Origin of the sequence: Ruegeria sp. R13_0, assembly GCF_017743995.1 — a bacterium.
GTDB lineage: Bacteria > Pseudomonadota > Alphaproteobacteria > Rhodobacterales > Rhodobacteraceae > Ruegeria.
The window spans coordinates 1-22,157 of record NZ_JAGHRB010000001.1 but is presented as its reverse complement, the minus strand read 5'-3'; the positions used below and the strand labels follow the sequence as shown (position 1 = coordinate 22,157).

The window sequence follows — 22,157 nt, the reverse complement described above, 5'->3', positions numbered from 1 at the left end:
GGTTTAGTTTTCAAAAGCACAAGGGCCGCTCGGGGAACCGGGCGGCCTTTTTCATACTCAGGAGGAACACGATGCTGTCCATCACCCCAATCTACGCCTCTTTACTGGCGATCCTTTACATTGTTCTGAGCTTCCTGGTCATAAGTCAGCGCCGCAGTGACAAGGTTTCCTATGGCGATGGTGGCAAGCCGGACATGCTCAAGGTGATCCGGACGCACTCCAACTTCATCGAATACACGCCCCTTGCACTGCTGTTGATCACCATGGTCGAGCTTCAGGGCGCCGGAGCGCTGATGCTGAACCTGTTGGGCCTCTGCCTGCTGGGCGGTCGCTTGTCGCACGCCTACGGCTTTGGCCGCAGCCCGCAGATCGTGATTCTGCGTCAGATCGGGATGGTCCTGACCTTCACAGCTATCCTCGTTGCAGCAATTGCGAACCTCGTGTTGGCGCTTTGATCCAAGCATCCGTTTTTTGGCGAACGCCTATATTTTTCGACCCGATGCGATCAAGCTGCGACGGACGGATGCCAACGGTTCCATTGGCCGCATCCAGTTAAAATCGGAGTGTATGAACAACGTTGCAAACTGAGTAAATTAGCGGGTTGCGGGCCAAAAAATTTTGCCATATACGCCTGCTCATCCAGTTGGCCGTTGCCCAACGAACATAGACCCAAATGTTCAAGGTAGCGCCCTAACTTTTGGAACTTAGCCTTTCGTGGCTTGATCTGAACAAAAAGATCTGGCTTTGCACTGAAGGACCAAGTTCAAAAAGTGCCCCTATAGCTCAGCTGGTAGAGCAACTGATTTGTAATCAGTAGGTCCGCGGTTCGAGTCCGTGTGGGGGCACCACTTTTACCCACATCCAATTGATAAATAAAGGCTTCTCAAAAAAACCCTACTGTATCCCCTGATTTGTCCCCCGATTTGTCACTGATACAGATTCGGCTTTTGAGCCTGGGTCGCATGCGCTCCGCCCATTTTCTGCCTTTATAAAATGGCTGGCCTAATGTCAGGTTTTGTCAGGTCCCCCCCCACCCGGCACCCATCAGAAACCAGCAAAAAGCCACAAAGTGATGCTATTCCCGCTATTCGACTTTCCTTGATACTGGAAAGCTCGACCCAGTTTGACCCGCCCTTGATCCAGTATCCATAGCGTCGTTAGACTCAATACTGCCTGCTGTGAAATGGGTTCAGATGCACGAAACTGTTAAGAAGATGCTTCAAATGATGGCCGGAGGATTCCCGTTGAATCAACCAATCATCATCGACGACGGCAGCGGAGTACCGTCCGTAGTCGCATTCTTTTCGGACTTGGAACTGGATGTCGTTATGCTGCGATTTGCAGACGAAGGCGCTGTCGAGATGGTCACGGACGACTTCGAACACATCACGTTTTCCGCAGACATACTGTCCAATATAGAATTCATGATAGAGAAAGCCGACGAGCTATGGCGCAGACTGGATCTATTTTGGAGTGAGAAAGAGCAAAACTGGGTAGGCTGGGAGCATCTGGCTACACAACCTGAGACTATTGAATGAAAGCCCGCTAAATTCCGCTAGAAAGCGGGCGCGACATGAAACAACCGGCCCATTTCTAGACCGGCTGCAAGCTGGAGCCTTCTAAAAGCGTCGGCAGTAAATCGGACAAATGCCGACTTGAATTGCAGATGTGGCGAAGACAGTTTGATGGCCGTTTATTCGAATGGCGACTTCCTCAATTCTGGAATGGCAGCGGCCAATAGATGTCGTAGTTTTCCTCAACAAGACTCAAGTCTTTACCTGTGCATTTTACTCTGTCTGTCTCAAAGGTTGATTTATTAGTTTTGGGGATCAGCTTGCCCCCATTGATTTCGTAAGTCATGACCCTTTCGGTCCAACACTTGTCAGTTAGTTTTTGCGGCTCGGTATGAACCCACTTAATCCAAGCGCTGGTAGGGGAGATGCGACCATCGACTGCTTCATATATCACGTTGGTGCTGCCAGATAGTGTTTCACCACGTTCGCCGGAGGCGCTGACTGTTTCGAGCGTGTTGTTCCTGGTTCGGTCCTCACCACTCACCACTCGTCCATTTCGATCTACCAGTATTCTAAACTCACGTTCTGCTTGCGAGGGGTGTTTCATGTATATTTCTCTTGGAAATATTGGGAGAAACGATACCGAAGAGGCGACCATCATAATCGGTGCACACCATAGAACGATGCGCCTCACTTTGCTGCCCATCCCTTCAAAACCTGCTGGCCCTATTGTGACCTTTTCAAAAAAAAGTGCCAGCAAGGCACCTGTCGAAACGGAAAACACTAAAATGCCAAGCTCTTCTGTAACACCATAGTATTCAAAAAAATTCATTTTTCCCTCCGTTGGCCAGCCCTTGAAGAAATACGTTTTTGCTTAATGTACAGTGAGGCAGATGCAGGAAACATAGAGCGGTCTGGCCAAGTTAACTAGTAAAGCGAAGATAAACTGGTGTTTGAAGCCGTTTGTTAAAAGCGACCCACATACAGACCCCAGCACCATGCAGATAGAGACCCGACTGGTCATCAACCAAGAGGACACCGCCCGTTTGAAGGGGCGGTCTCTATGAAGATGGTACACGCCCGTTCAAATGTTCACTGGTCCCAGCAGCCTATCTGCATCTTTGCGAATGTGCTGATGAAATTTGTCATCAATAACCCCGTCAGAACGAGCTGATATCCGGCCTTTGATAGCTAGGTCTTTGAAGTCCCGCGATGGAATTTCCATCATCTTGTCTTCTAGTGCCATGAACTCGTCGCAGAGAGGCTCAACGCACTCTTTGTAGTGGTCCTCTACCAGCCCGTGGCGGTCGGGATGGTTCTGGGCCTGTAGGCGCTCTGCGTGCGCGTTGTTCTCGTCTATTGCACCTCCATAGCGGTTGCCGAGGTCTTGCCACTTGGAATAGAGGCGCTGGATTTCTGTTGCTTCGGTGTTGCCGGTCATGGTGTTGGCGACTGCGCCAGTTGCAATTGCCCCGGCCAGAACGGGCAGGCTCGATTTCAGCATTGTTCTACGATGAATAGTCATGTGCTTTCCTCTCAGGTCAGGGATTTCAAGGTGGCGAGAACGTTGCGCAGGACTTGGCCGTCCAGATCCCCGGCGACACCGCCCGTCAGGTCAAAGTTGGCCTCATTGCTCATGGCAAATTCCAACTGCGCCGCTGCACCGTCAGGCGTCGTTGCTGGTACTGTACAGATGCGCCTTTCGATTTCCTTGCAACGCACCCAATCAGGGTTGTCAGAATCAAGGTCAGGTGCGCTCGGGGCGAACAGTCGGTCGAACATTTCTTTATGTTCATTGGCCCAAGCGCGATGAGGATCAGCCCCTATTGCACTGGCAGTCGAACAAGTAGCTAAGGCTGCAAGGGGTGCGGCCTGAAGTAATGTGCGGCGGTCAATCATTGTGGAACCTTTCATGTTGCGGAGGGTTGGGAGTTCACAGCGTCCAGAGCCGCATTGAGTTTGGCTGAGCGCTGATGCGCCATTTCGATCAGCAGGATTGCTTCGTCATTGGGATCAGGCGCGTTGCGCAGAGCCATCGTCGCGTTCAACAGGCTTTTGATAACCAGCGCCTCTGATTGCATTTGGTCACGGGTCATTGTGTTCTCGGTTGCCATCTAAGGCCCTCCTATTGAGTGAATGTGTGAATGTGTCCGTCAGCCGCGATGCGGGACACGGTTGCGAGGTTCACAGAGCGTGGGGCCTGTGCCTCAGCGTCCCAGACTGACAGCAGGTGAGGATGGCGACGTGTGCGGGTCTCGATGGCCTTGCGGGCCGCTTCTGACGCAGCATCGCCCTTGACGTGCTGGCGCAGGGTGGCGGGCTGTACGCGCATCGTGCGTTCGGTCCCGTCTTTCTTGGTGAAGGTGACAGAAACGAACCGGCCCTTTGCCTTGGCAATCAGGTCACGCTTTTCAGCATAGGCCTCTGCCTGCGCTTCGTGGTCCAGCGCGGCCTCTAGTGCCGCTACCAGTTCATTGCGCTTGCGATAGTCTGCCTCGGTCCATGTGTCTTTGTTGTCCAGCATGTTCATGGCTTCGCGGATGTAGTCCGCCTCGGTCATGTTGGCGCGGCGTACCGCCTCTTTGGCTTCGCCCCATGCCTGCCACAGTGCATTGCGCCAGATGATCCGGTTGAACTTACGTCCTGCCATGATGGCCCAAGCGCGGTTCATGATGTTCTGACGGTCATACATGGCGGAAACCCTTACCTTGTTTGTCAATTCCTACATGTTATATGTAAGGTGCTACGCCATTAGTGTCAACATTATTTGTGTAGCTAGAAACAAATTTTATGTAGGAAATGGCGATATGGAGCTTACACAGGAGCTTTGCAAAGCAGCCCGAGGACTCAAGCAGTGGTCAGTAAAAGAACTGGCTGAGGCGTCCGGGCTTTCAGTGGACACGTTGCGCAGCTTTGAGAGTGGTCGAACAAAGCGTCTCAGTGTCGGCAATCAGAATGCCGCAGTAACTGCCTTTGAGGCCGCTGGTATAGAGTTCATCCCCGAGAATGGCGGGGGCGCGGGCGTCCGGTTCTCAGAACGGGGTGTGGACGGCCAGTGAGCATAACTCGCCACCCCAAGCGGGGCACGATTGTTTCCGCTGATTTTGACAAGGGGTTCAAGAGTCCCGAAATGGTCAAAAAGCGCCTTTGCGTGGTGATTTCACCGCCAATAAAGGCGCGGGTTGGATTATGTACCGTCGTACCTCTCAGCACCACAGAACCTAACCCCGTGATGCCGTATCACTATGAATTGGCTATACCGTTCCAGTTGCCGCCAAGGTGGGGGCATAAGTCTCGATGGGTCAAAGGTGACATGGTTTGCGCCGTGGGCTGGCATAGGCTTGATTTGCTCATGCTGGGGAAGGATCGAACCGGGAAGCGGCAATATCAGTTGAATACTCTATCCAGCGTTCATTTAGAGAATATCAGTAATTGCGTGTTACGAAGCCTGGGTCTGTAGGTTTGACAACAAGGCCCGTCATACTTATTTATGATTGCGTGGCGGCACTGCTGCAAAGCATCCGCATTAAGACCCTACCAAGGGCCACTGGCCATTCAGACGAAAGCAAGTCCCAGGCCAGTGCTGAATACGGCCCCGCTTCGGCGGGGCCTTTGCTTTGATGGCGTCCGTGATGCGAGGGCAACGATAACGCCTACCATTGTTTTCTTAGTCGAACGGATCTTTATCATTACCGCTTGAGGCAAATGGATCAATTTCGGGGATGCTTTCAAACATCTGCCTTTGGCACTCCATTACTTCCAACATCGCGGCGTAAGTTCCGCTGAGCTTCAAAGTGGCTATGCTTTTTCCCTCATAGCCTATGTCCACAACAGAGAGTCTCATAAACTCGTCAATAAACTCCGCTGCTTGTCCACTTTCAAAGGGAACTTGCAAAGACAGGAACGGGGATTCGCCAATCCAGAACCCATGCGCCTCACCCTTCCATGGCGTTCGGCTACCGAAGGTAGCAGTCAGGTCATAGAGTTTTCCCGACTCAATAGATCGCCAGTCTGTATTTCCAATCATAAGCGCAAAGGCCTGCTCAGACGGGAGTATTTGGCCGCGTAGATAGGTGCCACCTTCGTAGGCCGTAACCATGAAACAGCCATCGCCGGTCGTCCTATCAACCGCTATGTGCCAACCTTTTATATTGTCGCTCCAAACCACCGTTTCCTCAGCAACTACAATTGAGGCAGGAAAAGGAAATTGAAGCGCTACAAACGTGGCCGCAAAGCAGGTCCAGATGAAAAAACGTCTCATATCAAATCCTTCAGGTATTCTTCAATCATGCCCAGCGAAACCGCTCAAGGCAACACTTCCTCCCTTTTTAGTTCATGGCGCGATTTAGGGCTGCGAAGCGTGCAAGTCGTACGAAGCAGAAAGCTGAAATTGACGGCCTACCCCTGCTAAAACCGCTAAACGGCTGCAGGGGGGGTATCCAATTTTGGAGAGGCCTCAATAGAAAGCCCCACACCAGACGCAACTGGTGCAGGGCGGGACCCGTGGGTACGGGTAGTGGTTCACATGGCAAGCAATAACACAGCGAGAAAAATTCCGCAACATATGGAGGCCAAAAGTGGAACGTATGCTGGACAAATGCGGATTATCGGTGTATCTGGATGATACCTTGCTGGGTGGTTCACAGACGTTGGCGGCAAGGAACAACGGGTTACCAATGGGCGCAACCAAAACCCAACCGCAGTCCGAAAGATTGAAGCGGGGTTGCCGGAGGCCAGGGAAGGCTTTCGCAAGTAGCAATCGACCGGCGGCGTTTCCCCTATGCGACCAACGGGCCTCTGACTGACCGACGGCGACCGACGCTATGGTACAGGCAAGGCAGCGGGACCAACTCTAGCCAAGCGCTAGGGCTGGTCGTCCTATGCCTCTTTCCCTCACTCAGGCTCCCTCTGCTATGGTCCGCGTTGCACTGAAACGAATGTACCACTGACACGGCTACAAGCTGCCTCGGGCGATTTTGCACACGAAAACCAAAACGGCGGATTTGAAAACCGCTTTCGAGCATGAATTGGCGGGTGTTGGGTATTCGGATCTGACGAAAACCTGATGCGTTCGGAACTGACGCCAACGCAGATGGCAGAGCACTTGGCGAAGCGAAAAGAACTTTGGATTGCCCGTCAAGATCGGGTGGAACAACTTGTTCCAGTCGAAATCGGATACAAGAAGCCGCCCAAAAAGGAAAAGGGTTTTGCTGCCGACACCGCCGAAAAGACGGGCGTGAACAAATCGACCATAACGCGCGCCATTTCCCGCGCTGAGGGCGTCACCCAGGAAGCCAGAGACGCCATTAGAGGTACTGAGCATGAGAAAGTTAGAGCTTCGGAACTCAGCGTTCCGATTTCCGCCGCCGCACCCAAAGCTGCTTTCGCCTAGCCACGTGTTCGGCTCTACCGTTCAGCAATTTTCTCAAGTGCTGGTCCCACAGCACTAGCCAGCCCGACAAAGTACACCTCCAGATGTGTGCAGAGGGCCGATGTTCTGGGATAGCCGCAAACGCTGACAATCACCTTCGCGTGCTCGAATTCTTCAAGCTGCTTCTTCACCGAATCGTTGATTGGCACAAGGCGGATACCGCCAAATGTTGCAGTCTAAATGATGTGCGTAGCACCATCCTGGCAAAACGAAAAGCCAGCAGGAATTATCCCGCCTGAAACGCAAATTGGAACTTCAGCAATCTTTTCCATTACAATCTCCAAAGCAAAAAACGTACCGCAAAGTAACATATTTCGCCGAAACAGTCGAATGAGTGGCCTCTTGACCATCGTCAACTTTGGGGCGGTTGACTTGAGGAAGGGGTGCACAAATCGTTCACCCCTCGATTCAATCTAGGGTACGTCCGCCATTGGCGGTTGGGCCGGAATACCATCAGCCAACCTTAGGGTAATCTTAGGGTGAGCGAATCTCGCACCTCGGCCCCGTAGACCGGCTCGGAAAACGGTTCATTGGTTTCAACAATCTTCAACAGATGCTGCGTCACTATCTGCCACTACTTTAGTGGATCGAGGTTCTTTCCGGCTCTGGAAAAAACCATGATGCTACATGGCAAGGTGTTGGAATCATTGATTTCAGCTTCTTGCGGCCCTACGTTCTCGCCGTTCCCGTGCCGCCCGCTTCCTGCACCCCTCAGAGCAAGACTGTGCATCTACCCTGAGATAGTCGGGCAGTTCATCACCGCACCAGCGGCAAACCCATGTGCCTTGCTTTACACGGCGCAGCATAGCATTTGCCCGCTTGGCTCGGTTGCCTGTGTTCCCGCTCCAAAAGTAGCATTGAAACATGGCATGCAGCCGACCGTCCCACTCCTCTATCCAAACGGTTCCGGGTTCCGGTCCTGGCATGTCTAGAACTCCTGTTTTTTTTGGCATTCATAGGCGGGTTAAGCTGCTGAAAAGATAGTGCTACTAGAAACTAACCCCCCTCGCGGACTTTACAGCGCTTTCGGCAGCGTCCATCTTGATGGCATGACAGTGGCTGATCTATCCATTTTCCAACTCTATTGCGTCGTGATGGCTACGGCGGCGCTATTCACTGTGGCCTGCTGGGCGGTCTGGGGTGTGGCAACGGACACCGAAAGACAGCTTTCTCCGCTTGGCTGGTTCGCTATCGGCTTTGCCTCACTCGGAATGGTAGTAGGCCCCGCGCTGTACGGAGCCTATATCCTTTATTCGGGTTTCAACTGAGGCCCTACGCCGTTCAGCATCAGCGCCCGCACTATCGCTTCCTTCACCTTGTCCGGGGCCTTTGTGGCCGCATTCCGAACACTGGCGGGCAACCCCGCGTCTGTAAGGATCTTTGCGATGACAGGGGCAACCTTTGCCTCACGACCAGCCGTTGCACCCCTCAGAGCCGCTGCGCCGCCATGACGGGCCAACAGGGCCGCTGCTACACCACCCCCTGCGCCTGTAACGTCTCCAGTGGTCGCAAGGCCCAGTCCGCCACCAGCGCCGCCTATCAGGCTCTGTTCAATCAACTGGCGCGCAGTGGTCGAATTGCCGGTCAAGGCTCGATGGGTCTCCCCAAAGGTTCGTTCTTTGGCAATCTGTTTTTGGACTGCTGCTGCACCATCTGGACCAAGAGCGGCTTGCATGGCGTCCTGCTGGCGGCGTGGTCCAAACAGGGTATCAACAACACCCGGTGTGTCCCTGCGGTTCTGAAGTTGGTCGATTTTACCGGACGCATAGCCCTGCGCAACTTCGTCAGGGTGAGCGAATGCTGCCTTTTCCGCACGGCGGGCGTAGTCGACTGGTACTCGGGGCTTTGCGCCCTCTGCACCGATGTTTACGGCGTTCATGCGGGTATGTGCGCTAGCCGCCAACTCACGGGCACCGCCATATTCAGGCATAAGGTCATCAATGCGCTGACGAACCTGCTTGGACAGCATCCCCGCAATGCTTTGCTGATTGTTCGGACCCTGACCCAGAGCAGGTCGCGCCATGTCATCCAGCGCTTTCTTGGCTTCATCCAGAATAGCCAGGGAAGACGGTTCGCCTGCAATGCCCTCTGCAGCCATCCGGTCCCTTGCAAGCCGCTGACCTTGTTCCAACGCCTTTCGACCCATGTCCGTCTGAAACAGGTCATCAAAGGCACTCATGTCGATGTCATGGCCCAGCGACCGGGCCTCATCATAGGCCGCGTTGATACCTGGGCGGGTTTGCTTGCGAATACCAGACACCAAGTCATCAACCGATTGCGGCGCATCCATACGGGAAGCCGTTAATAGACTATCGGTCAAACGGTCGCTCTGGCCCGCCATACGGGCGCGTGAGGCCGTTTCAAGCATTTCGCGGGCCTCTGGGCTGGAATTGGCCGCAGAACGCCCCAGAGCGCGCCCACGCTCGCCCAGAGCGTCAATAACCATGCCATCGGGGCCGAGTTCATCCAACTTGGCCGCAGCGTCAGGTGTCAGGGCCTGTGCAATGCGGGCCTTTGCCTGTGATTCAGGTTGACCCACACGACGGGCAAGGTAGCCACGTGCAGCAGGTAAAGCGGCTGTCAGGCCTGATGCTGTACCACCCACGGCGGCACCAATGGCCGCGCCCTCTACGAAGCCCTCTCCACGGTCCGCAAGGTCGCCATCAGTGTGACCGAACCCGGCAAGTCCTCCATATAGCCCACCGTCCAAAACAGACCCACCTATCACCTTACCCGGCGTGGTTGCCTTTGCGGCCATACTCAGCCCAGCCTTGCCGATACCCGCAACACCTGTTGCAAGGCCTGCCACGTCGCCAATTGTGGAGGCTGTTGGGTTTTGAACCCGCGCCGATTTTGAACGCGCCTGTTCCTCGGCAAGGTTTTCGCTGAAGCTTTCCGGTTCATGTCCGAACAGCCCAGGCGGCAAGCCGTAGGCCGCAGGACCGGCGGTTTTAACCAGTGCTTGTGCTTCGTCGCCAAACCCGAACAAGGCTGTATCTACTGCGGCACGCGCACCAGCTCCGATGGCTTCGAAGTCCCGGATATTGGCTCGCGGAACAATCCCACCTTGACGCAAGCCGGTCATCGCTCGTTCGAACAGAGACGGCTCATATGGGGCGACGGTAGACCCATCGCCTAGAGGCTCTGAATTGTCGGCATATTTTTCCCAAGGCTTACCTTTCGGTTTGCTCGGAGCGTTTTTGTACTTTTCCCAGGGTCCAGCCATCAGTTCACTTGCTCCCAGTTGTCAGGGTATTGCGGATCACCACCGAGGAAGCGGTAGCCGTCTTCGATTGCTCCGACTTGCGGCCCGCCGGTATTCGGTTGTGTCGCGTCAGAGCGTGGCTGCGTGGCGTCTGTCTGCCCCGATCCGTCGATAGCGGCCTCAAAGTCTGCAATCGTCCACTGATGCCCCTGCCAGCCCGTCAAAGTGCCGTTTTGCTGGTAGTAGTCCACCTGGGATTGCGTATCCTGTGCGGCGGCGTTCATAGCCAGAGACAGACGGCGCAAGCGTTTGGCGTTCTCTTCCTCTGGCAGGCGCGGGTTATAGGCGCGCGCAATCAGTTGCTCACCCTCTTTGGCCGTGAACTGCGCGCCCAGCAAAAGCCGTAGATTGCGCTGAACCACGTTTTCAACGGTTTCCCGAGCGGAGACTGCCTTGGGATGGGTTGCTGCGCCGATAACATCAGGCAGGCTACCGAGAAGGGGGCCTGTGAGGTTGGCGTTGCCGTTCTCCAACTGATCCGCGACGGTTTCAATCTGGGCAATCTGACTTGCCATGTCTGCCCCACCGCCTTGCGACCACGGCACATAGGTTTTCGCAAACTCTTCATCCACCTTTTTCTGCGCTGGTGTGACGGGCTGCGAATACTGTGTCTGTTCGCCGTTAGAGCCAAGGCCAACCGAGACATTCACATTCGACTTACTGCCGCCAATCTGCGAGATTTTGCCATTCGCGCCTTGTTGATAGGTTCCAGCCGGATCTAGTCCGTACTGGGTTTCCTGCTCAGGTGTCAGGACAGAGAACCCTGGTTGCGGGTTTTGCATCTGCTCAAGCTCAAGCTGAGCCTTTTGCAACTGAAGCTGACGCATCGGGTCATTCTGTTGCGACCAGCGGTCATAGGCTCGATTGTCTGCTGCCTTGCGGTCTTCCAACTCTGCCATCAGCATCGCCTTTTGGCTTTGATCCACCCATGGGCTTGAGAGGGCTTCATAGAAGGCGCTGTAGTCTTGCTGGGGTGGTTGGGCCGATTGAGCCGGAGCCTGACCTCGCGCACCCGCCAATTCCACCTGCCAAGGCTCCCAATCCATCGGGACGGCCAAACCATACTTGCCCGCGTTGGCTTTGATCCATTGCGCCTCACGGCTGTTAGCGTCGCGCAGCAGGCCACCATCAGCCCCTGCAAAATCAATTGCAGTGCCTTTGTTGTGCTGAGAATGGCCCGGAGGCGCGACCCATTTACGTGCCACCTCTGGCGAGCCATATTTTTGCAGCGCAGCCTCATATAGCTGCGCCTGAAGCTCGGGCGAACGATAGGCAGAGGTGATTTTGAGCGCTCCAGGGCCTAGTTCCCGATCCGCTGCTTGCAGGAATGGCATGAGTGCGGTTTGCATTTCTGTTTGCAGCCCTGTGAAGCTGTCACCCCGAGTTGCTGCGCCACCTACGGCATAACTGTTGAAGTCGAAGTCAGACGCGCCAACCATGTCATGCCGTCCGAGGGCCATCATGGTCTCATCGCCAATCGCCTGATCCTCAGAGCGTGGAGGAATGCCATTGATTGTCATGGGGCCGGAGCTGGATGCGTAAGGCTCAGGCTTGCGCCCCTGAAGCGCAGCCGCAATCAAGCCACGGGCCTTTTCCTGCCCCTGTGCCTCACCTCGTTCAATCTGCTTGTTGAGCTTTCGAACTGCTAGAGCGTTACCGATGGCGTGAAGACCTTCGCCAATGTTTTGAGGTGCGCGTTGCCCCAGATTTGCTGCCATCATTTGCGCAATCTGACGCTTGGTCTGTAGCTGCTTGTGGGTGATGCCTGTATCACCGCCGAAGATGTAGCCGGAATCCTGCGGCCCTTTGTATCCCTTGAACATTATGTTTTTGCCTCTGTGCCTGCATTGTGTCTGGCCTGTGCCATGGCCAACGCTTGATGAATTTCTCGCCAACGCGCTTTTGCGCCTTCTGATTGACGTTTGCGGCCCTCTGCCGTCTTAGCGCCCGTCGATGCCCCACCGTGCCTGTGGCAGCGATTCTTGCCGGGTACTGGTTCCGCCATGCATTGAGATCCGTCGGGAAGTTTCGCACCGCATATCTTGGTTTCAACTAGTGACATTGGCGATACCCCCACGACAGAACGGGGCCGTCTGCGAGCGGCAGCACCCCAATTTGACGAAACCCGAGCAACTGCATCAGCGAGATACTGGGCCAATCGGTCGCGGTCTGCCCAGTGATGTAGTCGGGCTTTTCGGCGTCCCAGAAAGCGTTGAGAACGGCTTTCAATTCTTCGTCCGGTTCGCCCTTGGCCTCAACCTCGGGGTAATAGCAATATTGAAACTGCCAAACATCAGTCACAACGCTCATTGTGAACACACCGACCGATGCGCCGTGCTGCCAATACTGAACTTGACCGCTGCGGATCAGTTCTGCCGCATCACCGGCCAACTCATCAAACTCTTCTGGTTCATACAAATCGAACGGTAAAAGACGTTTCGCCTTCTGTTCCATCCGTTGATTTACCTCTGCTGAAGCAGCCATATCTTGCCCTCACGTTCTAGAGAGGAGGTACCATATTACCCCAACAAAAGCAAGAACGGGACGGGAACATAGGTGAGGTGTGCGGCATCAAAACACGACTATGCCTACCGGATATTTCTCTTAGATTTCAGTGCTGGCTTTCCATCATTGCGGAAAGGAATATTGCTTAGTTCGGAGGCGGTTGTGCGCAGTGCATTTGGCGCGAAGTCTCAAGCATGCAAAAATGCAGTATCTGTATCTTTGTTTTATTGAGAGCTTGGTGATTAAGTACTCCATTTGGATACTCGCATTAGTCGGAGCAGTTTACTGGCTCGGGAGCCTTGGTGAACCGACCACGCAATCGCGAAAACTGCCGTCTGCTCCGGTCCAGGCGGATAGCGCTACGTATCTCTACGTGACAGGGGATCGTGTGAACCAACGCGTTGGCCCCGGCACTTTTCACGGAAAACAAGGGCAATTGAACAAAGGTGCTCGCGTTCGACTGATGTCTGACAAAGGAGAATGGACGCAAATCGTTTCGTCTTTGGGCACGGGATGGATGTCTTCAAGGTATCTCTCTAAGTCAATCCCTGCGCAGGAAAAACAAACTACGAAAGCCAACACCAGAACCGTTGCCGCTCCTACTACGCGCGAACTTCAAGCAGCTCGAAAAGCAATCATTCGGCAAAGTATCGCAGCATATCCGGGATCATGCCCTTGCCCATACAACACAGACCGTGCCGGACGCCGTTGCGGTAAACGAAGCGCATGGTCGAAGCCGGGCGGCTACAGTCCGATTTGCTACGATAGCGACGTGTCAGACCGAAGACTGAGGTCGTATCTCGCGCGGCAACGGGGAGCATCAAATTGAAGCTTTCTACCAGTGCCGTCACACCGTTCTGAACAGGGTGCAAGCAAGGTGGAGCGCCGAGGCGCGTCCGAACTGAGTTTACCACTCATTAACCAACCTTTGAGCAATCTCACTTGATAGGCGACAAGAACGGGTGCAGTGATGAAAAGCCAAATGCTTGACCACCTCAAACAGGTCATTGCCGGAGACAAGAAACGGTTCGGCAAGCTGGTCAAATACGATGGGCAGAGCGGTTTTTCGGAAGATGCTTTGCAAGGCTTGAAGGATCTGGAAGCCCGCACTCCACCACCTGACGCAGTTTTGGAACCCGCCTACGCGCCCGCCTATGTCAACCGTGACCGGCTATCACCTAAAAATGCTGCTGGTGGCGGCCTGGTCAAAGGGGATGACGGGGCTAAGAGGCCACACTATTGGGGGCACCGAGAGCGGCTGAGGCAACGCTTCCTTAAGGGCGGCCACGAGCCAATGCCTGAATACGAACTGCTTGAGTTACTGCTATTTAATGCGATTCAACGGATTGACGTCAAACCGCTGGCAAAGCGCCTCCTGGCTGAGTTTGGAGATTTAAACGGCGTAATTGCTGCGTCCAAGTATCGTATTCTTCAGGTCGAAGGTGCAACCGATTGGGTCTATTATCATCTCCGAGTGGTCGAGGCATTCGGGCACAGGATGGCGCAGGCCCAGGTTATGAAAAGGGACGTCGTGTCATCATGGGAAGCACTGGTCACCTACTGTCGCACAGCAATGGCGCATCGCGAGGTAGAGCAGTTCCGTGTTCTGTACCTGGATCGCAAAAACGTCTTGATTGCTGATGAAGAACAGGCAAGAGGAACTGTCGACCATGTACCAGTCTATCCGCGTGAAGTCGTTAAACGTGCTTTGGAACTCAACGCCAGCTCACTAATCTTGGTCCATAACCATCCGTCAGGAGATCCGACCCCCAGCAAGGCGGATATCGAAATGACTGAGCGCATACAGGACGCCTGTGACACATTGGGCATTTTGATACATGACCATGTTATTGTCGGGAAAAAGGAGGAATACTCTTTCAAAAGCAACGGGTTTCTCTAGCGAATTATGAAATACTTGATATTCACCACTGCGCTGTTTCTGGCTGTCCCAGCTATTGCGGGTTCCCTGCACGTCCGAGACGCTGACACAATCGTTGTGGACGGCACTCCGGTTAGGCTGAACGGCGTCGATGCGCCCGAGCTGGGTACACGTTCAGGGCAGGACGCCAAGCGCTGGATGGTCAATTATCTTCGTGGAAAATCTATCTCCTGTCAGTTGAACGGTGAACGCACCCATGACCGCTGGGTTGGTGTCTGCTATGCGGATGGTCAGGACATCGGAGCGGCTGTTATCGCTGCTGGACATGCGCTAGACTGCCGACGGTACTCTGGTGGCCGATATAGGCACCTTGAGACGTCAGCAGCTAAATCACGGCTAAAGAGGGCCGGTTATTGTCGATAGAACTCACCACAGCTAAACTTTGAAAGAAAAGTGTTTGCTAAACTAGTGTTTCAAGAAGTCCATGTTGTTTGAGGACGGACCTGTTTGAAAAGAAAGACTAATACCGTAACTTATTAGGGAGGAAGTTAATGCCATTTGAAATCAGGCTACCAGAAGACCCCAGCGTCGAGCTTTCAAAAAAAGCACTCTACGAATTCACTATCCAACTGGAGAAGTTTCTGGGGGATATTGTCGAAGAACAGTTTATGCCCGGAGTAATGGAGGGTGTTCTCAACGCTGAGATAGAATTGCTACGCTCAGCCTACTACGATTTGGTAAAAAACGTCCGGGCTTTCAGAATGATCGAAGAAGGAATTTCAGTCGCAGACGATAGGACGCTGTTTACTGGCGGTCTAACCGGCCCAAACCTAAGATACAAACTAAACACCCTGACAGATTCATCTCAAGAGATGCTTGAATTGGCAAATTCGACGCAACCTACCTGGTTTGGATATCGCCCAATTCGAAAGATACTCGAGTATCTACTAAAACTCGTTAATTCTATACTTGGTTCGCTTCAATCTGTAATCGCTGCGGCTAATCCAGTTTTGGGTGGGGCAGTTCACGCCGTGAAGGAGCTTAAAGACTTCATTGAAGCAAAGGTCGGACTAGTCAACGACTTAGGTTAAAGGTGCCGGGTGGAAAGGGGCCGATTCCAAAACTAGGCTGATTGCCCACCATCATCAACCAGCTTGCCAAGTACACGAGACATTCGTGTAAGCTCATTGATATCTTTCCTCATCTCCTGGGCCTCTTTGGTGCGCATCCCGTGCTTGTACGCGGGGTTCGCCTTGCCAGGACCGTGACCACCGCCCGCGCCATGCATCCGACAGACGGACCAGCCTTTAACCGCAGGATTCTTGCAAGGAAGGCCACTGCGTTTTGATGTGGCCGTGCATCGCGGGGCCGCATGAGCCTTTTGCATGGGGTTGGGGTTGTCTTTCATTTCTTACTCCCCCCGGTCTCGACATTGCCAACTATGGCTTGTCCGCCGTCCTCAACGTTGACGTGTTGAACAGTGACTGTTTGTTTTCCACCATTGCGGTGCTTGCGCAGGGTTTCCACTTGTGCTGCGAAGGTTCTTGCCAGCTTGTTGTAGCCGTTGCCTCGTCCATCGAGCTGCATTTGGTTCTCTGACCCTGCCAACCAACCGGCTTGCCGAATTGTGGCGATATGGGTTGCTGCCAATTGAACTGCCAACATTCGTTCGATTGCATCTTGGGGGCCGAGGTCAGAAATAATCGACATCATAAAGTCGCGCTCGTCATTGCCTTGCGGTCCGTCACCCGCTTCCCACTTACCCAGTACCTTCAAGCTTTGCTGAGTAAGCGCAGCTGCTAGGTTGTCGTCATCCGTGCCGAATATCTTGTTCAATGCCCCTTCGCTATGGGACACAACCTGACCCTCGCTGTTAGAGCCGCCAAACGCTACGCCAACTTTTGGAAGGTCTTTAGTCTTGACGGTCCTGTCATTTGCTTCCGTCAGTTCTTTGCTCTGCTTTGCTTTACTCATTTTGCCTGCTCCCACTGCTGAGTTTTTCCATTCCAAACGCGCCCGTTCGGGCCGTGACGCTCCCACTTTGTCAGGGTTCGCCAATCCTCCAGGCTGACAACCTTGCCTGTCCACGTGACGGGTCTGCCGCCAACGCCAACCTTGTCGGGCACTGGTCCCAGATTTGGGGGTTGCTGAGCGAGATTTAATTGAGCGGGTAGCCCTTCCCTCTCATCCACCCGGCACCCACTAGAAACCAGCAAAAAGCCGCGTTCCCGTTTCTCCCCACCCCTTTTTAATGGTTCTTGCTGGGTGCCGGGGTAAGAGCCGGGGTATTCTTTGGCCTTACGCGCTATGTCTAACCATCTGCTCATTTACCCACCTCCAGCTTGGGATTAACGGCATAGTCGACACTCGGGCTACCGCCGGTCGCGGCGCGGACCTCACGCAGCCAATCAGCTTCGATTAAGACCGATATTGCGGCTTTGACCTGCTGGGATTTTGTCAGGCCTGTGCGACGGCGATTATAGATATCACGTGCCTTGAAGACCCTCAGACCTTCCGAGCGGATCACGCTGGCAATGGATTGAGCACCTTCGACCTCAGCCGGAACCTTCGCCGCGCCATATGCTCGGTAGGCGTGATGGCGAAGGTATTCCCCTACGAAGTGGCAAGCACGACCAACGTGCGTTTCATCAATCTCAGAGGGGTACTGTGTGCCTTCAGACGCGGCCCAATCCAGATGAGCCAGAACATTGGCGACCCGAACAACAAGCCCCGGCATTTTGCCAATGTGGCTCTTGAACAATCCAGACGCGCCAGCCTCCCAGCCGCGACATTGCTCCCTAAACCCTTGCAACGTATCGGCCCCCGCTTCACTGAAGTGGACAAAGAAAGGGCGCTTGCCCCCATCTTCCTCTATCGCATGAGGCAGACTGCGAAGCCGGTTTATCGCTTCTGTCATCCGGTGTTCATCTAGGGCAGAACTGGGTCTTGCTATGGGTACGGGATCGGGGAAAACAACCATGAAACGGGCTAGCAACCCGTCGTCATCAGCTTTCACTAGGAGTTCTGCCAATCTGTCCGGTTGAGTGCCGCCGACAATGGCAACGCTCAAGTGGTCAACGACAATTGGCTCAGGGCTGTTCTTACGGTCGATGGTGTAACTACGCCCACCGTAGGCCTCTAGCCAGAAAGGACGGTCGCCGCCCCCGTTGTATCGGTCCATGCTGGAAAGCCAGCCTGATAGTTCGTCACGTGCCAGCAATAGACCGCGCCATGTAGACGACAACAGATCCGCGACCTTCTCGGTCGTGATGTCCGTTATGCTAATCCGTTCACGGACTGGTGGCCGTCCAGCGTCTGCCTCATCAGGTTTTTGTGGTGGTTCGTTGCCCTCAGCCAGCGCGGCTTTTGCGTCAGCTTTCCATTGTGCCAGCGCCAACGACGCAAGTTCATTTTCGCCGTCCCACTCATCACGTGCGCGCCGGTATTCTTCTGACAGGATGCGCTCAATCTCTTTGACAGGGTCAAGCACGCTGTCCAGGGCAGGACTTTTCCCCGCAGATGGATCTCCTACCAACATGGACCAAAGAACAGGGGGTTCCTTCCATCCATTCCACGGTACAGCCCAGCGGGTATTCCCGATTGCAGCACTCGCAACACTTAGAAGTGTCATCGCTACATAATCGCTCGGAACGTTCTTTACTTCGGCTGCTGTTTTGATCCAACCAGCCCAAGGCCCGAAGACCTCATTGAAGTCAGCGTCGTTCATAGTGGGTGCAGCCGGGCGGCTGGGCTGACCAAAGTTCATATCGGGATCGGGCCATTGCGATGTGGGGTCGAAAGGCAAAATGTTTGGGTTGCGTTTGTCTGTCATTTCACTGCTCCCTCTGTCAGGGCGTCATTCCAGTCCTGCCCGTCTGGTGCGGGCATCAACGATACATTCCAGCCAAGGGCATGCGCTCGAGATGCAAGCGCGTTGCCCGCTTCCCGTCCGGCTGGATCACCATCTGTCGCGATAGTCAGCGCCCCCGGCTTGTCCGGCAGGCGTAGGGCCTTCATTCCGCTGGTGCTGAGTGTGGCCCAAACCGTCGCAGGCTCGCTCAGAAGCCCAGACAACAGGGATAGGCCGGTTTCTATGCCTTCACACACCACAAGCGGCCCTTGAGCCTCTGATAGGGGTACTGCCCCACCAGAACAGGGGCCTAGCATCATCTTCGCGTTCTTCTGTAGGCGGTTACCCCGCTTGTCGAAAAACGTCCTGTGGATGCCGCCAGTTGATACGCTGGCAACCATTGCCATGCACCATGACGTTGACGGGCCATGGAAGATGTCAGGAGCAAAACGCAGGGATTGAGGTAAGGGGCAAGTGATGCCCCGTCCTCTTAGATACGCCTCGGCTTTGGTGCGCTCGATGGGTCTGGATGCCTCCCAAATACCACGCGCCTGATTCAGCTTTTGCTGTTCGTACTCCCGGCGTTTCTGATCCGCTTCAAGCTGCGCCTGCGGATCTACCTGCGCAGAGTTGGGAGGTAGGTTTGCCGCGTCTGCGATGTCCCGAAATCCGCACCCGGTCTTGAAGCAATACAGCAGCAGCTTGCCACCGGATTCCGATATGGACAGGGCGTTTTGATCCTTGCGGCGTTCAGGTTGGCAACAGGGACAGGGTGCTTGCCCCTTTCCGTTGCGCCACACACCTCCGAGATTGTATGTCAGGTCGTGACCATTCATTGGCGTCCCTCCCCAAAGTACAGCAGGGCAATCACCCGTGCAGCGGCTTCAGAGATGCCTTTGCGGCGCAGTACTTGGATTTGACGGCTAAAGGTACTCATGAGCGCACCTCCTGCCGGTCGATCCGGGTCACCTTGTCTTTCAGAACATAGATGCCAAAGCGTTCGCGCCCGGTGCGGGGATCATTGCTAAACCACTCGGTTTCGATGTTGATCCCGTGGTCATCGCGCAAAAGCATGATGTAGTGCGACAAACGGCAGGGCGACGCGCAATACATCGGGCCATCAATGAGGGCCTCTAGAATGCGTTTCTTGTTCTTGCCGATGAGTATCGAACGCGGCTCCGCACCCTCACTTTCGACAAGATACTCTGAAGTTCCTAGTTTGGATTTCAGGCAATGCCAGCCTGTTACCCACAGTGTGCCCGCTGGGGGGCGCTCTGATTTGAATTCACTGCCTGTATGTACAGCCATTTTTTATCTGCTCCGCTTGCGCGCGAGAGACGAACATTGTATGCTGAGCTAGTTCCAAGCCGTTACAAGATATAACGAAATAGCCCGTGCCCAATGTTGCCCCATTGGCGCGGGTTTCGTTTAAGCGCTCTGGCTTTCACCTGTGATCCACGCATCAATCTGATACGTATCTACGAACGCAGCATTGCCTACTGAATGCTTGGTAATGAAACCAGCATTGGCAGCACGGTCGAATGTGGACCGGCTCAATGAATACTGCTCAATTGCATCCTTGATGCGGATCAGGTTTCTAGGTTTCTTAGCGTCTTCTGCCATGTCTTTTTCCTTTGGACATGCAGAGGCCGGAGCAGAGATGACAGCTAATATTCTTGGCACCAATTGGATGAATGCACTGCAAAAGCGTTCGCCACGAGCGAAAATTCTTGTTTACATTCCTATCCGCAGGTGAGTACAAATAACCAGCGGGTATATGACGAATGTCATCCGCTGCACTGGGGAGATCGAAGAGAGCCTGTACGATACCGGCTTTCGCAATGCATCCCTCTGGTGTCATCTTATTCCGAGCCTTCTACTCGATGGTTTCGGTTTCAACAGAGAGGCGTCCTGGCTTTGGCGAGACAGACGCCCCTCTGTTCCTATTGCTTTCCCCTGAAAGGTACTGACCATCCCAGAGTACTGCTGCTGCATTGAGTGGTCAAGCTATCGCGTGATGCAAGATATTGTGGAAATCCAATCTTTTTGGGGATAGCTCTGGTATCTTTTGGGGATAACCCGGCGACGAAGTTTGGGGAACTCTCTCGATAGCTGTTTTGATGCCTAGACACTAGTCGCCCCCGAAATTGGTATCACCTTGGATTCCGCACCCGTGACATATGCTGCCCAACGCTCAGCCAGTAGCAACCGTTCATCGAAATAATCGGACCGTTGGTAAGCGCGTGATACGGCTGATCCGACCTTGTGGCCGATTGCTGTTTCCTTCACTTCATAGCTCGTATTGGTGGCTTCATCGGCCCACGTGCGAAAGCTGGACCGGAACCCGTGCGGGCGGGCCTCAAGCTCCAACCGCTCCATATGCCGGGACATGCTGGCATCACTGATGACGCCCTTACGTACACCCGGAAACAAGAAGCCATCGCGGGCAGTTTCTTTCGCAAGATCTACAACCCTCAGCGCCTCTACAGATAGTGGCACGCGAAATTCATCAGTTTTCCCGCGCGGCCCTTTCACCAGTTCCGCCGGAATGGTCCAGACATTCCCTTTTATCTGATTGCTTTGCGCAAAGCGGATCGGCCTTGAGCGCAGTCCAGTAAGGATCAGCAACTGTAGAGCGAGCTGAACCGTGCCGCCTCCTTCAAGGGTTTGGTAGAAGCCTGGAACTTCTCGCCAGTTCATTGAAGGAATGTTCTGAGCCTTGTGAACCTGCTTCCCCAGCAGTTCACGCGCGTCTTCTATGGCGTGTCGATCGATCTCCATTCGATTCGCGCGGGCATGCCGTAAGCACGCATCCAGCCGGGTAATCGCCTTTCGGGCTACGTCGGTCTTTGTGTGCCATATCGGGCGCAGAGCATCTGCTATGACGGCACCAGTGATTTCCTCAACCGGCTTTTCGCCCAACGCGGGCAGGATGTGCGTTTTGATTGGGCTGTACCAGCGCCCTGCCTCCCCATCGCCTTTTAGTTGGGGCTTGCGGGCCTTGAAGGCTTCGGGCGCGATGTTCTTCAGCAGTCGCCGCTCTCTGGCCTTCGGGTCGCTGGCAACCTGATCCGCCGCCGCCCGCGCTTTCTCGGCGTTGCGGACTTCAATAGGGTTGCCGCCGCGCTTGACGATCCCGCGATAGGCGTCCGCCATTTCACGAGCCTGCGCCAGTGACACGCCGGGAAACCCGCCTAGACCCATTTCCTTGCGCTTGCCCGAGATAGTGAATCGGAACACCCATTGGTCACCTGACGCCAGCCGATAGAGATACAGCCCGCCCCCGTCGCTATGCTTTCCCGGCCCAGCCTTTCGGACCGTCGCAGCGCTCAGCTTATAGAGTGACCCGGCCATTATCCCCTCTTCGCGTTCATGTCCCCCGTTTTATCCCCTGTTTTTTCTGCGGTATCAAGACGCATAGTGAGGCACCTTGACTAACAAACCGCATACTACCTTTGTTTTTGTTTGATAAAAATATCATCCCTGATGCACTCTGAGGCATAGAGAGGGCTGTGTTCAGTGCCGTGTGGGGGCACCACTTCACCTTGCAAATCACCATATTTTCAAAGAAAACAAGCCGATAAATGCCATCACGGGTCTGGAACCGCATTCCGCAGCTGATGCGTGAGAAGATCAAGGACCTGGCTCTGAAGGAAAGCGATCTGTCGCCGCGTGAGTTGGCCGTGCAGTTCACCGACACAGAAAAGTACTTT

The 22,157-nt window shown here is 54.3% G+C and carries 26 protein-coding genes, 1 tRNA gene and 1 pseudogene; 11 read left to right on the top strand and 17 right to left on the bottom strand.

What is annotated here, in order from left to right; translation table 11 throughout:
* Window positions 1-71 precede the first annotated feature (71 nt).
* From J7394_RS00130 to J7394_RS00120, 3 genes are all read left to right on the top strand, one after another.
* Window positions 72-455 carry an MAPEG family protein gene (locus J7394_RS00130; RefSeq protein ID WP_209250152.1) on the top strand — a complete coding sequence of 128 codons (384 nt, stop codon included), beginning with the start codon at window positions 72-74 and terminating at the stop codon, window positions 453-455.
* Between the two features lie 317 nt (window positions 456-772).
* Window positions 773-848 (top strand) — tRNA-Thr (locus tag J7394_RS00125).
* Between the two features lie 345 nt (window positions 849-1,193).
* The gene (locus J7394_RS00120) at window positions 1,194-1,538 is read left to right on the top strand and encodes a hypothetical protein (RefSeq protein ID WP_209250150.1); all 345 of its coding nucleotides are present in this window, start codon (window positions 1,194-1,196) and stop codon (window positions 1,536-1,538) included.
* A 175-nt stretch (window positions 1,539-1,713) separates the two neighbouring features.
* Here J7394_RS00120 and J7394_RS00115 read toward each other — a convergent pair whose 3' ends face one another.
* The 5 genes from J7394_RS00115 to J7394_RS00095 all read right to left on the bottom strand — a co-directional run bounded on the left by J7394_RS00115 (window position 1,714) and on the right by J7394_RS00095 (window position 4,206).
* On the bottom strand, window positions 1,714-2,346 hold the full coding sequence (locus tag J7394_RS00115) for a hypothetical protein (RefSeq protein WP_209250148.1): 633 nt from the start codon (window positions 2,344-2,346) through the stop codon (window positions 1,714-1,716).
* Between the two features lie 252 nt (window positions 2,347-2,598).
* A complete protein-coding gene (locus J7394_RS00110; protein ID WP_209250146.1) occupies window positions 2,599-3,039 on the bottom strand; it encodes a hypothetical protein in 441 nt (146 codons plus the stop codon).
* A gap of 11 nt (window positions 3,040-3,050) precedes the next feature.
* A complete protein-coding gene (locus tag J7394_RS00105) occupies window positions 3,051-3,413 on the bottom strand; it encodes a hypothetical protein (protein WP_209250144.1) in 363 nt (120 codons plus the stop codon).
* A gap of 11 nt (window positions 3,414-3,424) precedes the next feature.
* Complete coding sequence (locus J7394_RS00100) at window positions 3,425-3,628, bottom strand: hypothetical protein (RefSeq protein WP_209250142.1); 204 nt, start codon at window positions 3,626-3,628, stop codon at window positions 3,425-3,427.
* Window positions 3,629-3,639: 11 nt separating this feature from the next.
* A complete protein-coding gene (locus tag J7394_RS00095) occupies window positions 3,640-4,206 on the bottom strand; it encodes a hypothetical protein (RefSeq protein ID WP_209250140.1) in 567 nt (188 codons plus the stop codon).
* Between the two features lie 115 nt (window positions 4,207-4,321).
* Between J7394_RS00095 and J7394_RS00090 the strand changes: the two genes are divergently transcribed.
* Together J7394_RS00090 and J7394_RS00085 are read left to right on the top strand one after the other, a co-directional pair.
* Window positions 4,322-4,573 (top strand): helix-turn-helix transcriptional regulator, encoded by a 252-nt coding sequence (locus J7394_RS00090; protein WP_209250138.1) that lies wholly within the window; start codon window positions 4,322-4,324, stop codon window positions 4,571-4,573.
* Window positions 4,570-4,974: a type II toxin-antitoxin system PemK/MazF family toxin gene (locus J7394_RS00085; RefSeq protein WP_209250136.1), complete on the top strand. Its 405-nt coding sequence runs from the start codon at window positions 4,570-4,572 to the stop codon at window positions 4,972-4,974. The genes J7394_RS00090 and J7394_RS00085 overlap by 4 nt, the downstream gene beginning before the upstream one ends.
* A gap of 207 nt (window positions 4,975-5,181) precedes the next feature.
* On the opposite strand, the gene J7394_RS00080 is transcribed toward J7394_RS00085, so the two are convergent.
* On the bottom strand, window positions 5,182-5,775 hold the full coding sequence (locus J7394_RS00080) for a hypothetical protein (protein ID WP_209250134.1): 594 nt from the start codon (window positions 5,773-5,775) through the stop codon (window positions 5,182-5,184).
* Between the two features lie 804 nt (window positions 5,776-6,579).
* On the opposite strand from J7394_RS00080, the gene J7394_RS00075 reads away from it, so the two are divergent.
* Both J7394_RS00075 and J7394_RS00070 read left to right on the top strand, forming a co-directional pair.
* Window positions 6,580-6,906, top strand: a complete 327-nt coding sequence (locus J7394_RS00075) for a hypothetical protein (RefSeq protein WP_209250132.1) — start codon at window positions 6,580-6,582, stop codon at window positions 6,904-6,906.
* Window positions 6,907-8,000: 1,094 nt separating this feature from the next.
* Complete coding sequence (locus J7394_RS00070; RefSeq protein ID WP_209250130.1) at window positions 8,001-8,213, top strand: hypothetical protein; 213 nt, start codon at window positions 8,001-8,003, stop codon at window positions 8,211-8,213.
* Here the strand turns inward: J7394_RS00070 and J7394_RS00065 are convergent.
* The 4 genes from J7394_RS00065 to J7394_RS00055 are packed head-to-tail and all read right to left on the bottom strand — an operon-like array spanning window position 8,195 to window position 12,694.
* Window positions 8,195-10,171, bottom strand: a complete 1,977-nt coding sequence (locus tag J7394_RS00065; RefSeq protein WP_209250128.1) for a hypothetical protein — start codon at window positions 10,169-10,171, stop codon at window positions 8,195-8,197. The two genes, J7394_RS00070 and J7394_RS00065, sit on opposite strands and share 19 nt — an antisense overlap.
* A complete protein-coding gene (locus J7394_RS00060; RefSeq protein ID WP_209250126.1) occupies window positions 10,171-12,033 on the bottom strand; it encodes a D-alanyl-D-alanine carboxypeptidase family protein in 1,863 nt (620 codons plus the stop codon). The genes J7394_RS00065 and J7394_RS00060 overlap by 1 nt, the downstream gene beginning before the upstream one ends.
* Window positions 12,033-12,272: an HGGxSTG domain-containing protein gene (locus J7394_RS23080; RefSeq protein ID WP_371811901.1), complete on the bottom strand. Its 240-nt coding sequence runs from the start codon at window positions 12,270-12,272 to the stop codon at window positions 12,033-12,035. Before J7394_RS23080 ends, J7394_RS00060 begins: the two co-directional genes overlap by 1 nt.
* Window positions 12,263-12,694 carry a hypothetical protein gene (locus tag J7394_RS00055; RefSeq protein WP_209250124.1) on the bottom strand — a complete coding sequence of 144 codons (432 nt, stop codon included), beginning with the start codon at window positions 12,692-12,694 and terminating at the stop codon, window positions 12,263-12,265. The genes J7394_RS23080 and J7394_RS00055 overlap by 10 nt, the downstream gene beginning before the upstream one ends.
* Window positions 12,695-12,917: 223 nt before the next feature.
* On the opposite strand from J7394_RS00055, the pseudogene J7394_RS23075 reads away from it, so the two are divergent.
* Window positions 12,918-13,241, top strand: a pseudogene (locus J7394_RS23075) (SH3 domain-containing protein); the annotation flags it as partial.
* A 109-nt stretch (window positions 13,242-13,350) separates the two neighbouring features.
* On the opposite strand, the gene J7394_RS22815 reads toward J7394_RS23075, so the two are convergent.
* Window positions 13,351-13,536 carry a hypothetical protein gene (locus J7394_RS22815; protein ID WP_247747979.1) on the bottom strand — a complete coding sequence of 62 codons (186 nt, stop codon included), beginning with the start codon at window positions 13,534-13,536 and terminating at the stop codon, window positions 13,351-13,353.
* Window positions 13,537-13,697: 161 nt separating this feature from the next.
* On the opposite strand from J7394_RS22815, the gene radC reads away from it, so the two are divergent.
* From radC to J7394_RS00035, 3 genes are all read left to right on the top strand, one after another.
* The gene (gene radC, locus J7394_RS00045) at window positions 13,698-14,615 is read left to right on the top strand and encodes a DNA repair protein RadC (protein WP_247747978.1); all 918 of its coding nucleotides are present in this window, start codon (window positions 13,698-13,700) and stop codon (window positions 14,613-14,615) included.
* Window positions 14,616-14,621: 6 nt separating this feature from the next.
* Entirely contained in the window at window positions 14,622-15,017 is a 396-nt protein-coding gene (locus tag J7394_RS00040; RefSeq protein ID WP_209250121.1) for a thermonuclease family protein, read from the top strand.
* Window positions 15,018-15,145: 128 nt separating this feature from the next.
* A complete protein-coding gene (locus tag J7394_RS00035) occupies window positions 15,146-15,685 on the top strand; it encodes a hypothetical protein (protein ID WP_209250120.1) in 540 nt (179 codons plus the stop codon).
* A 313-nt stretch (window positions 15,686-15,998) separates the two neighbouring features.
* Here J7394_RS00035 and J7394_RS00030 read toward each other — a convergent pair whose 3' ends face one another.
* The 6 genes from J7394_RS00030 to J7394_RS00005 all read right to left on the bottom strand — a co-directional run bounded on the left by J7394_RS00030 (window position 15,999) and on the right by J7394_RS00005 (window position 21,798).
* Window positions 15,999-16,568: a hypothetical protein gene (locus J7394_RS00030; RefSeq protein ID WP_209250119.1), complete on the bottom strand. Its 570-nt coding sequence runs from the start codon at window positions 16,566-16,568 to the stop codon at window positions 15,999-16,001.
* Between the two features lie 349 nt (window positions 16,569-16,917).
* Window positions 16,918-18,426, bottom strand: coding sequence for a YfjI family protein (locus J7394_RS00025; protein WP_247747977.1), 1,509 nt, complete (start codon window positions 18,424-18,426; stop codon window positions 16,918-16,920).
* Window positions 18,423-19,280, bottom strand: coding sequence for a toprim domain-containing protein (locus J7394_RS00020; RefSeq protein ID WP_209250117.1), 858 nt, complete (start codon window positions 19,278-19,280; stop codon window positions 18,423-18,425). The genes J7394_RS00025 and J7394_RS00020 overlap by 4 nt, the downstream gene beginning before the upstream one ends.
* Window positions 19,281-19,377: 97 nt before the next feature.
* On the bottom strand, window positions 19,378-19,752 hold the full coding sequence (locus J7394_RS00015) for a hypothetical protein (RefSeq protein ID WP_209250115.1): 375 nt from the start codon (window positions 19,750-19,752) through the stop codon (window positions 19,378-19,380).
* Window positions 19,753-19,872: 120 nt separating this feature from the next.
* A complete protein-coding gene (locus tag J7394_RS00010) occupies window positions 19,873-20,067 on the bottom strand; it encodes a hypothetical protein (protein WP_209250113.1) in 195 nt (64 codons plus the stop codon).
* A 501-nt stretch (window positions 20,068-20,568) separates the two neighbouring features.
* Window positions 20,569-21,798: a site-specific integrase gene (locus J7394_RS00005; protein ID WP_209250111.1), complete on the bottom strand. Its 1,230-nt coding sequence runs from the start codon at window positions 21,796-21,798 to the stop codon at window positions 20,569-20,571.
* Window positions 21,799-22,157 lie beyond the last annotated feature (359 nt).

Coding starts and splice junctions, on each gene's coding strand:
- J7394_RS00100 (WP_209250142.1), bottom strand. CDS start 3,628: ATGGCAACCGAGAACACAATGACCCGTGACCAAATGCAATCAGAGGCG.
- J7394_RS00020 (WP_209250117.1), bottom strand. CDS start 19,280: ATGAATGGTCACGACCTGACATACAATCTCGGAGGTGTGTGGCGCAAC.
- J7394_RS00115 (WP_209250148.1), bottom strand. CDS start 2,346: ATGAATTTTTTTGAATACTATGGTGTTACAGAAGAGCTTGGCATTTTA.
- J7394_RS00040 (WP_209250121.1), top strand. CDS start 14,622: ATGAAATACTTGATATTCACCACTGCGCTGTTTCTGGCTGTCCCAGCT.
- J7394_RS00015 (WP_209250115.1), bottom strand. CDS start 19,752: ATGGCTGTACATACAGGCAGTGAATTCAAATCAGAGCGCCCCCCAGCG.
- J7394_RS00065 (WP_209250128.1), bottom strand. CDS start 10,171: ATGGCTGGACCCTGGGAAAAGTACAAAAACGCTCCGAGCAAACCGAAA.
- J7394_RS00010 (WP_209250113.1), bottom strand. CDS start 20,067: ATGGCAGAAGACGCTAAGAAACCTAGAAACCTGATCCGCATCAAGGAT.
- J7394_RS00005 (WP_209250111.1), bottom strand. CDS start 21,798: ATGGCCGGGTCACTCTATAAGCTGAGCGCTGCGACGGTCCGAAAGGCT.
- J7394_RS00075 (WP_209250132.1), top strand. CDS start 6,580: ATGCGTTCGGAACTGACGCCAACGCAGATGGCAGAGCACTTGGCGAAG.
- J7394_RS00025 (WP_247747977.1), bottom strand. CDS start 18,426: ATGACAGACAAACGCAACCCAAACATTTTGCCTTTCGACCCCACATCG.
- J7394_RS23080 (WP_371811901.1), bottom strand. CDS start 12,272: ATGTCACTAGTTGAAACCAAGATATGCGGTGCGAAACTTCCCGACGGA.
- J7394_RS00090 (WP_209250138.1), top strand. CDS start 4,322: ATGGAGCTTACACAGGAGCTTTGCAAAGCAGCCCGAGGACTCAAGCAG.
- J7394_RS00120 (WP_209250150.1), top strand. CDS start 1,194: ATGCACGAAACTGTTAAGAAGATGCTTCAAATGATGGCCGGAGGATTC.
- radC (WP_247747978.1), top strand. CDS start 13,698: ATGCTTGACCACCTCAAACAGGTCATTGCCGGAGACAAGAAACGGTTC.
- J7394_RS00130 (WP_209250152.1), top strand. CDS start 72: ATGCTGTCCATCACCCCAATCTACGCCTCTTTACTGGCGATCCTTTAC.
- J7394_RS22815 (WP_247747979.1), bottom strand. CDS start 13,536: ATGCTCCCCGTTGCCGCGCGAGATACGACCTCAGTCTTCGGTCTGACA.
- J7394_RS00095 (WP_209250140.1), bottom strand. CDS start 4,206: ATGTATGACCGTCAGAACATCATGAACCGCGCTTGGGCCATCATGGCA.
- J7394_RS00030 (WP_209250119.1), bottom strand. CDS start 16,568: ATGAGTAAAGCAAAGCAGAGCAAAGAACTGACGGAAGCAAATGACAGG.
- J7394_RS00080 (WP_209250134.1), bottom strand. CDS start 5,775: ATGAGACGTTTTTTCATCTGGACCTGCTTTGCGGCCACGTTTGTAGCG.
- J7394_RS00110 (WP_209250146.1), bottom strand. CDS start 3,039: ATGACTATTCATCGTAGAACAATGCTGAAATCGAGCCTGCCCGTTCTG.
- J7394_RS00055 (WP_209250124.1), bottom strand. CDS start 12,694: ATGGCTGCTTCAGCAGAGGTAAATCAACGGATGGAACAGAAGGCGAAA.
- J7394_RS00060 (WP_209250126.1), bottom strand. CDS start 12,033: ATGTTCAAGGGATACAAAGGGCCGCAGGATTCCGGCTACATCTTCGGC.
- J7394_RS00035 (WP_209250120.1), top strand. CDS start 15,146: ATGCCATTTGAAATCAGGCTACCAGAAGACCCCAGCGTCGAGCTTTCA.
- J7394_RS00105 (WP_209250144.1), bottom strand. CDS start 3,413: ATGATTGACCGCCGCACATTACTTCAGGCCGCACCCCTTGCAGCCTTA.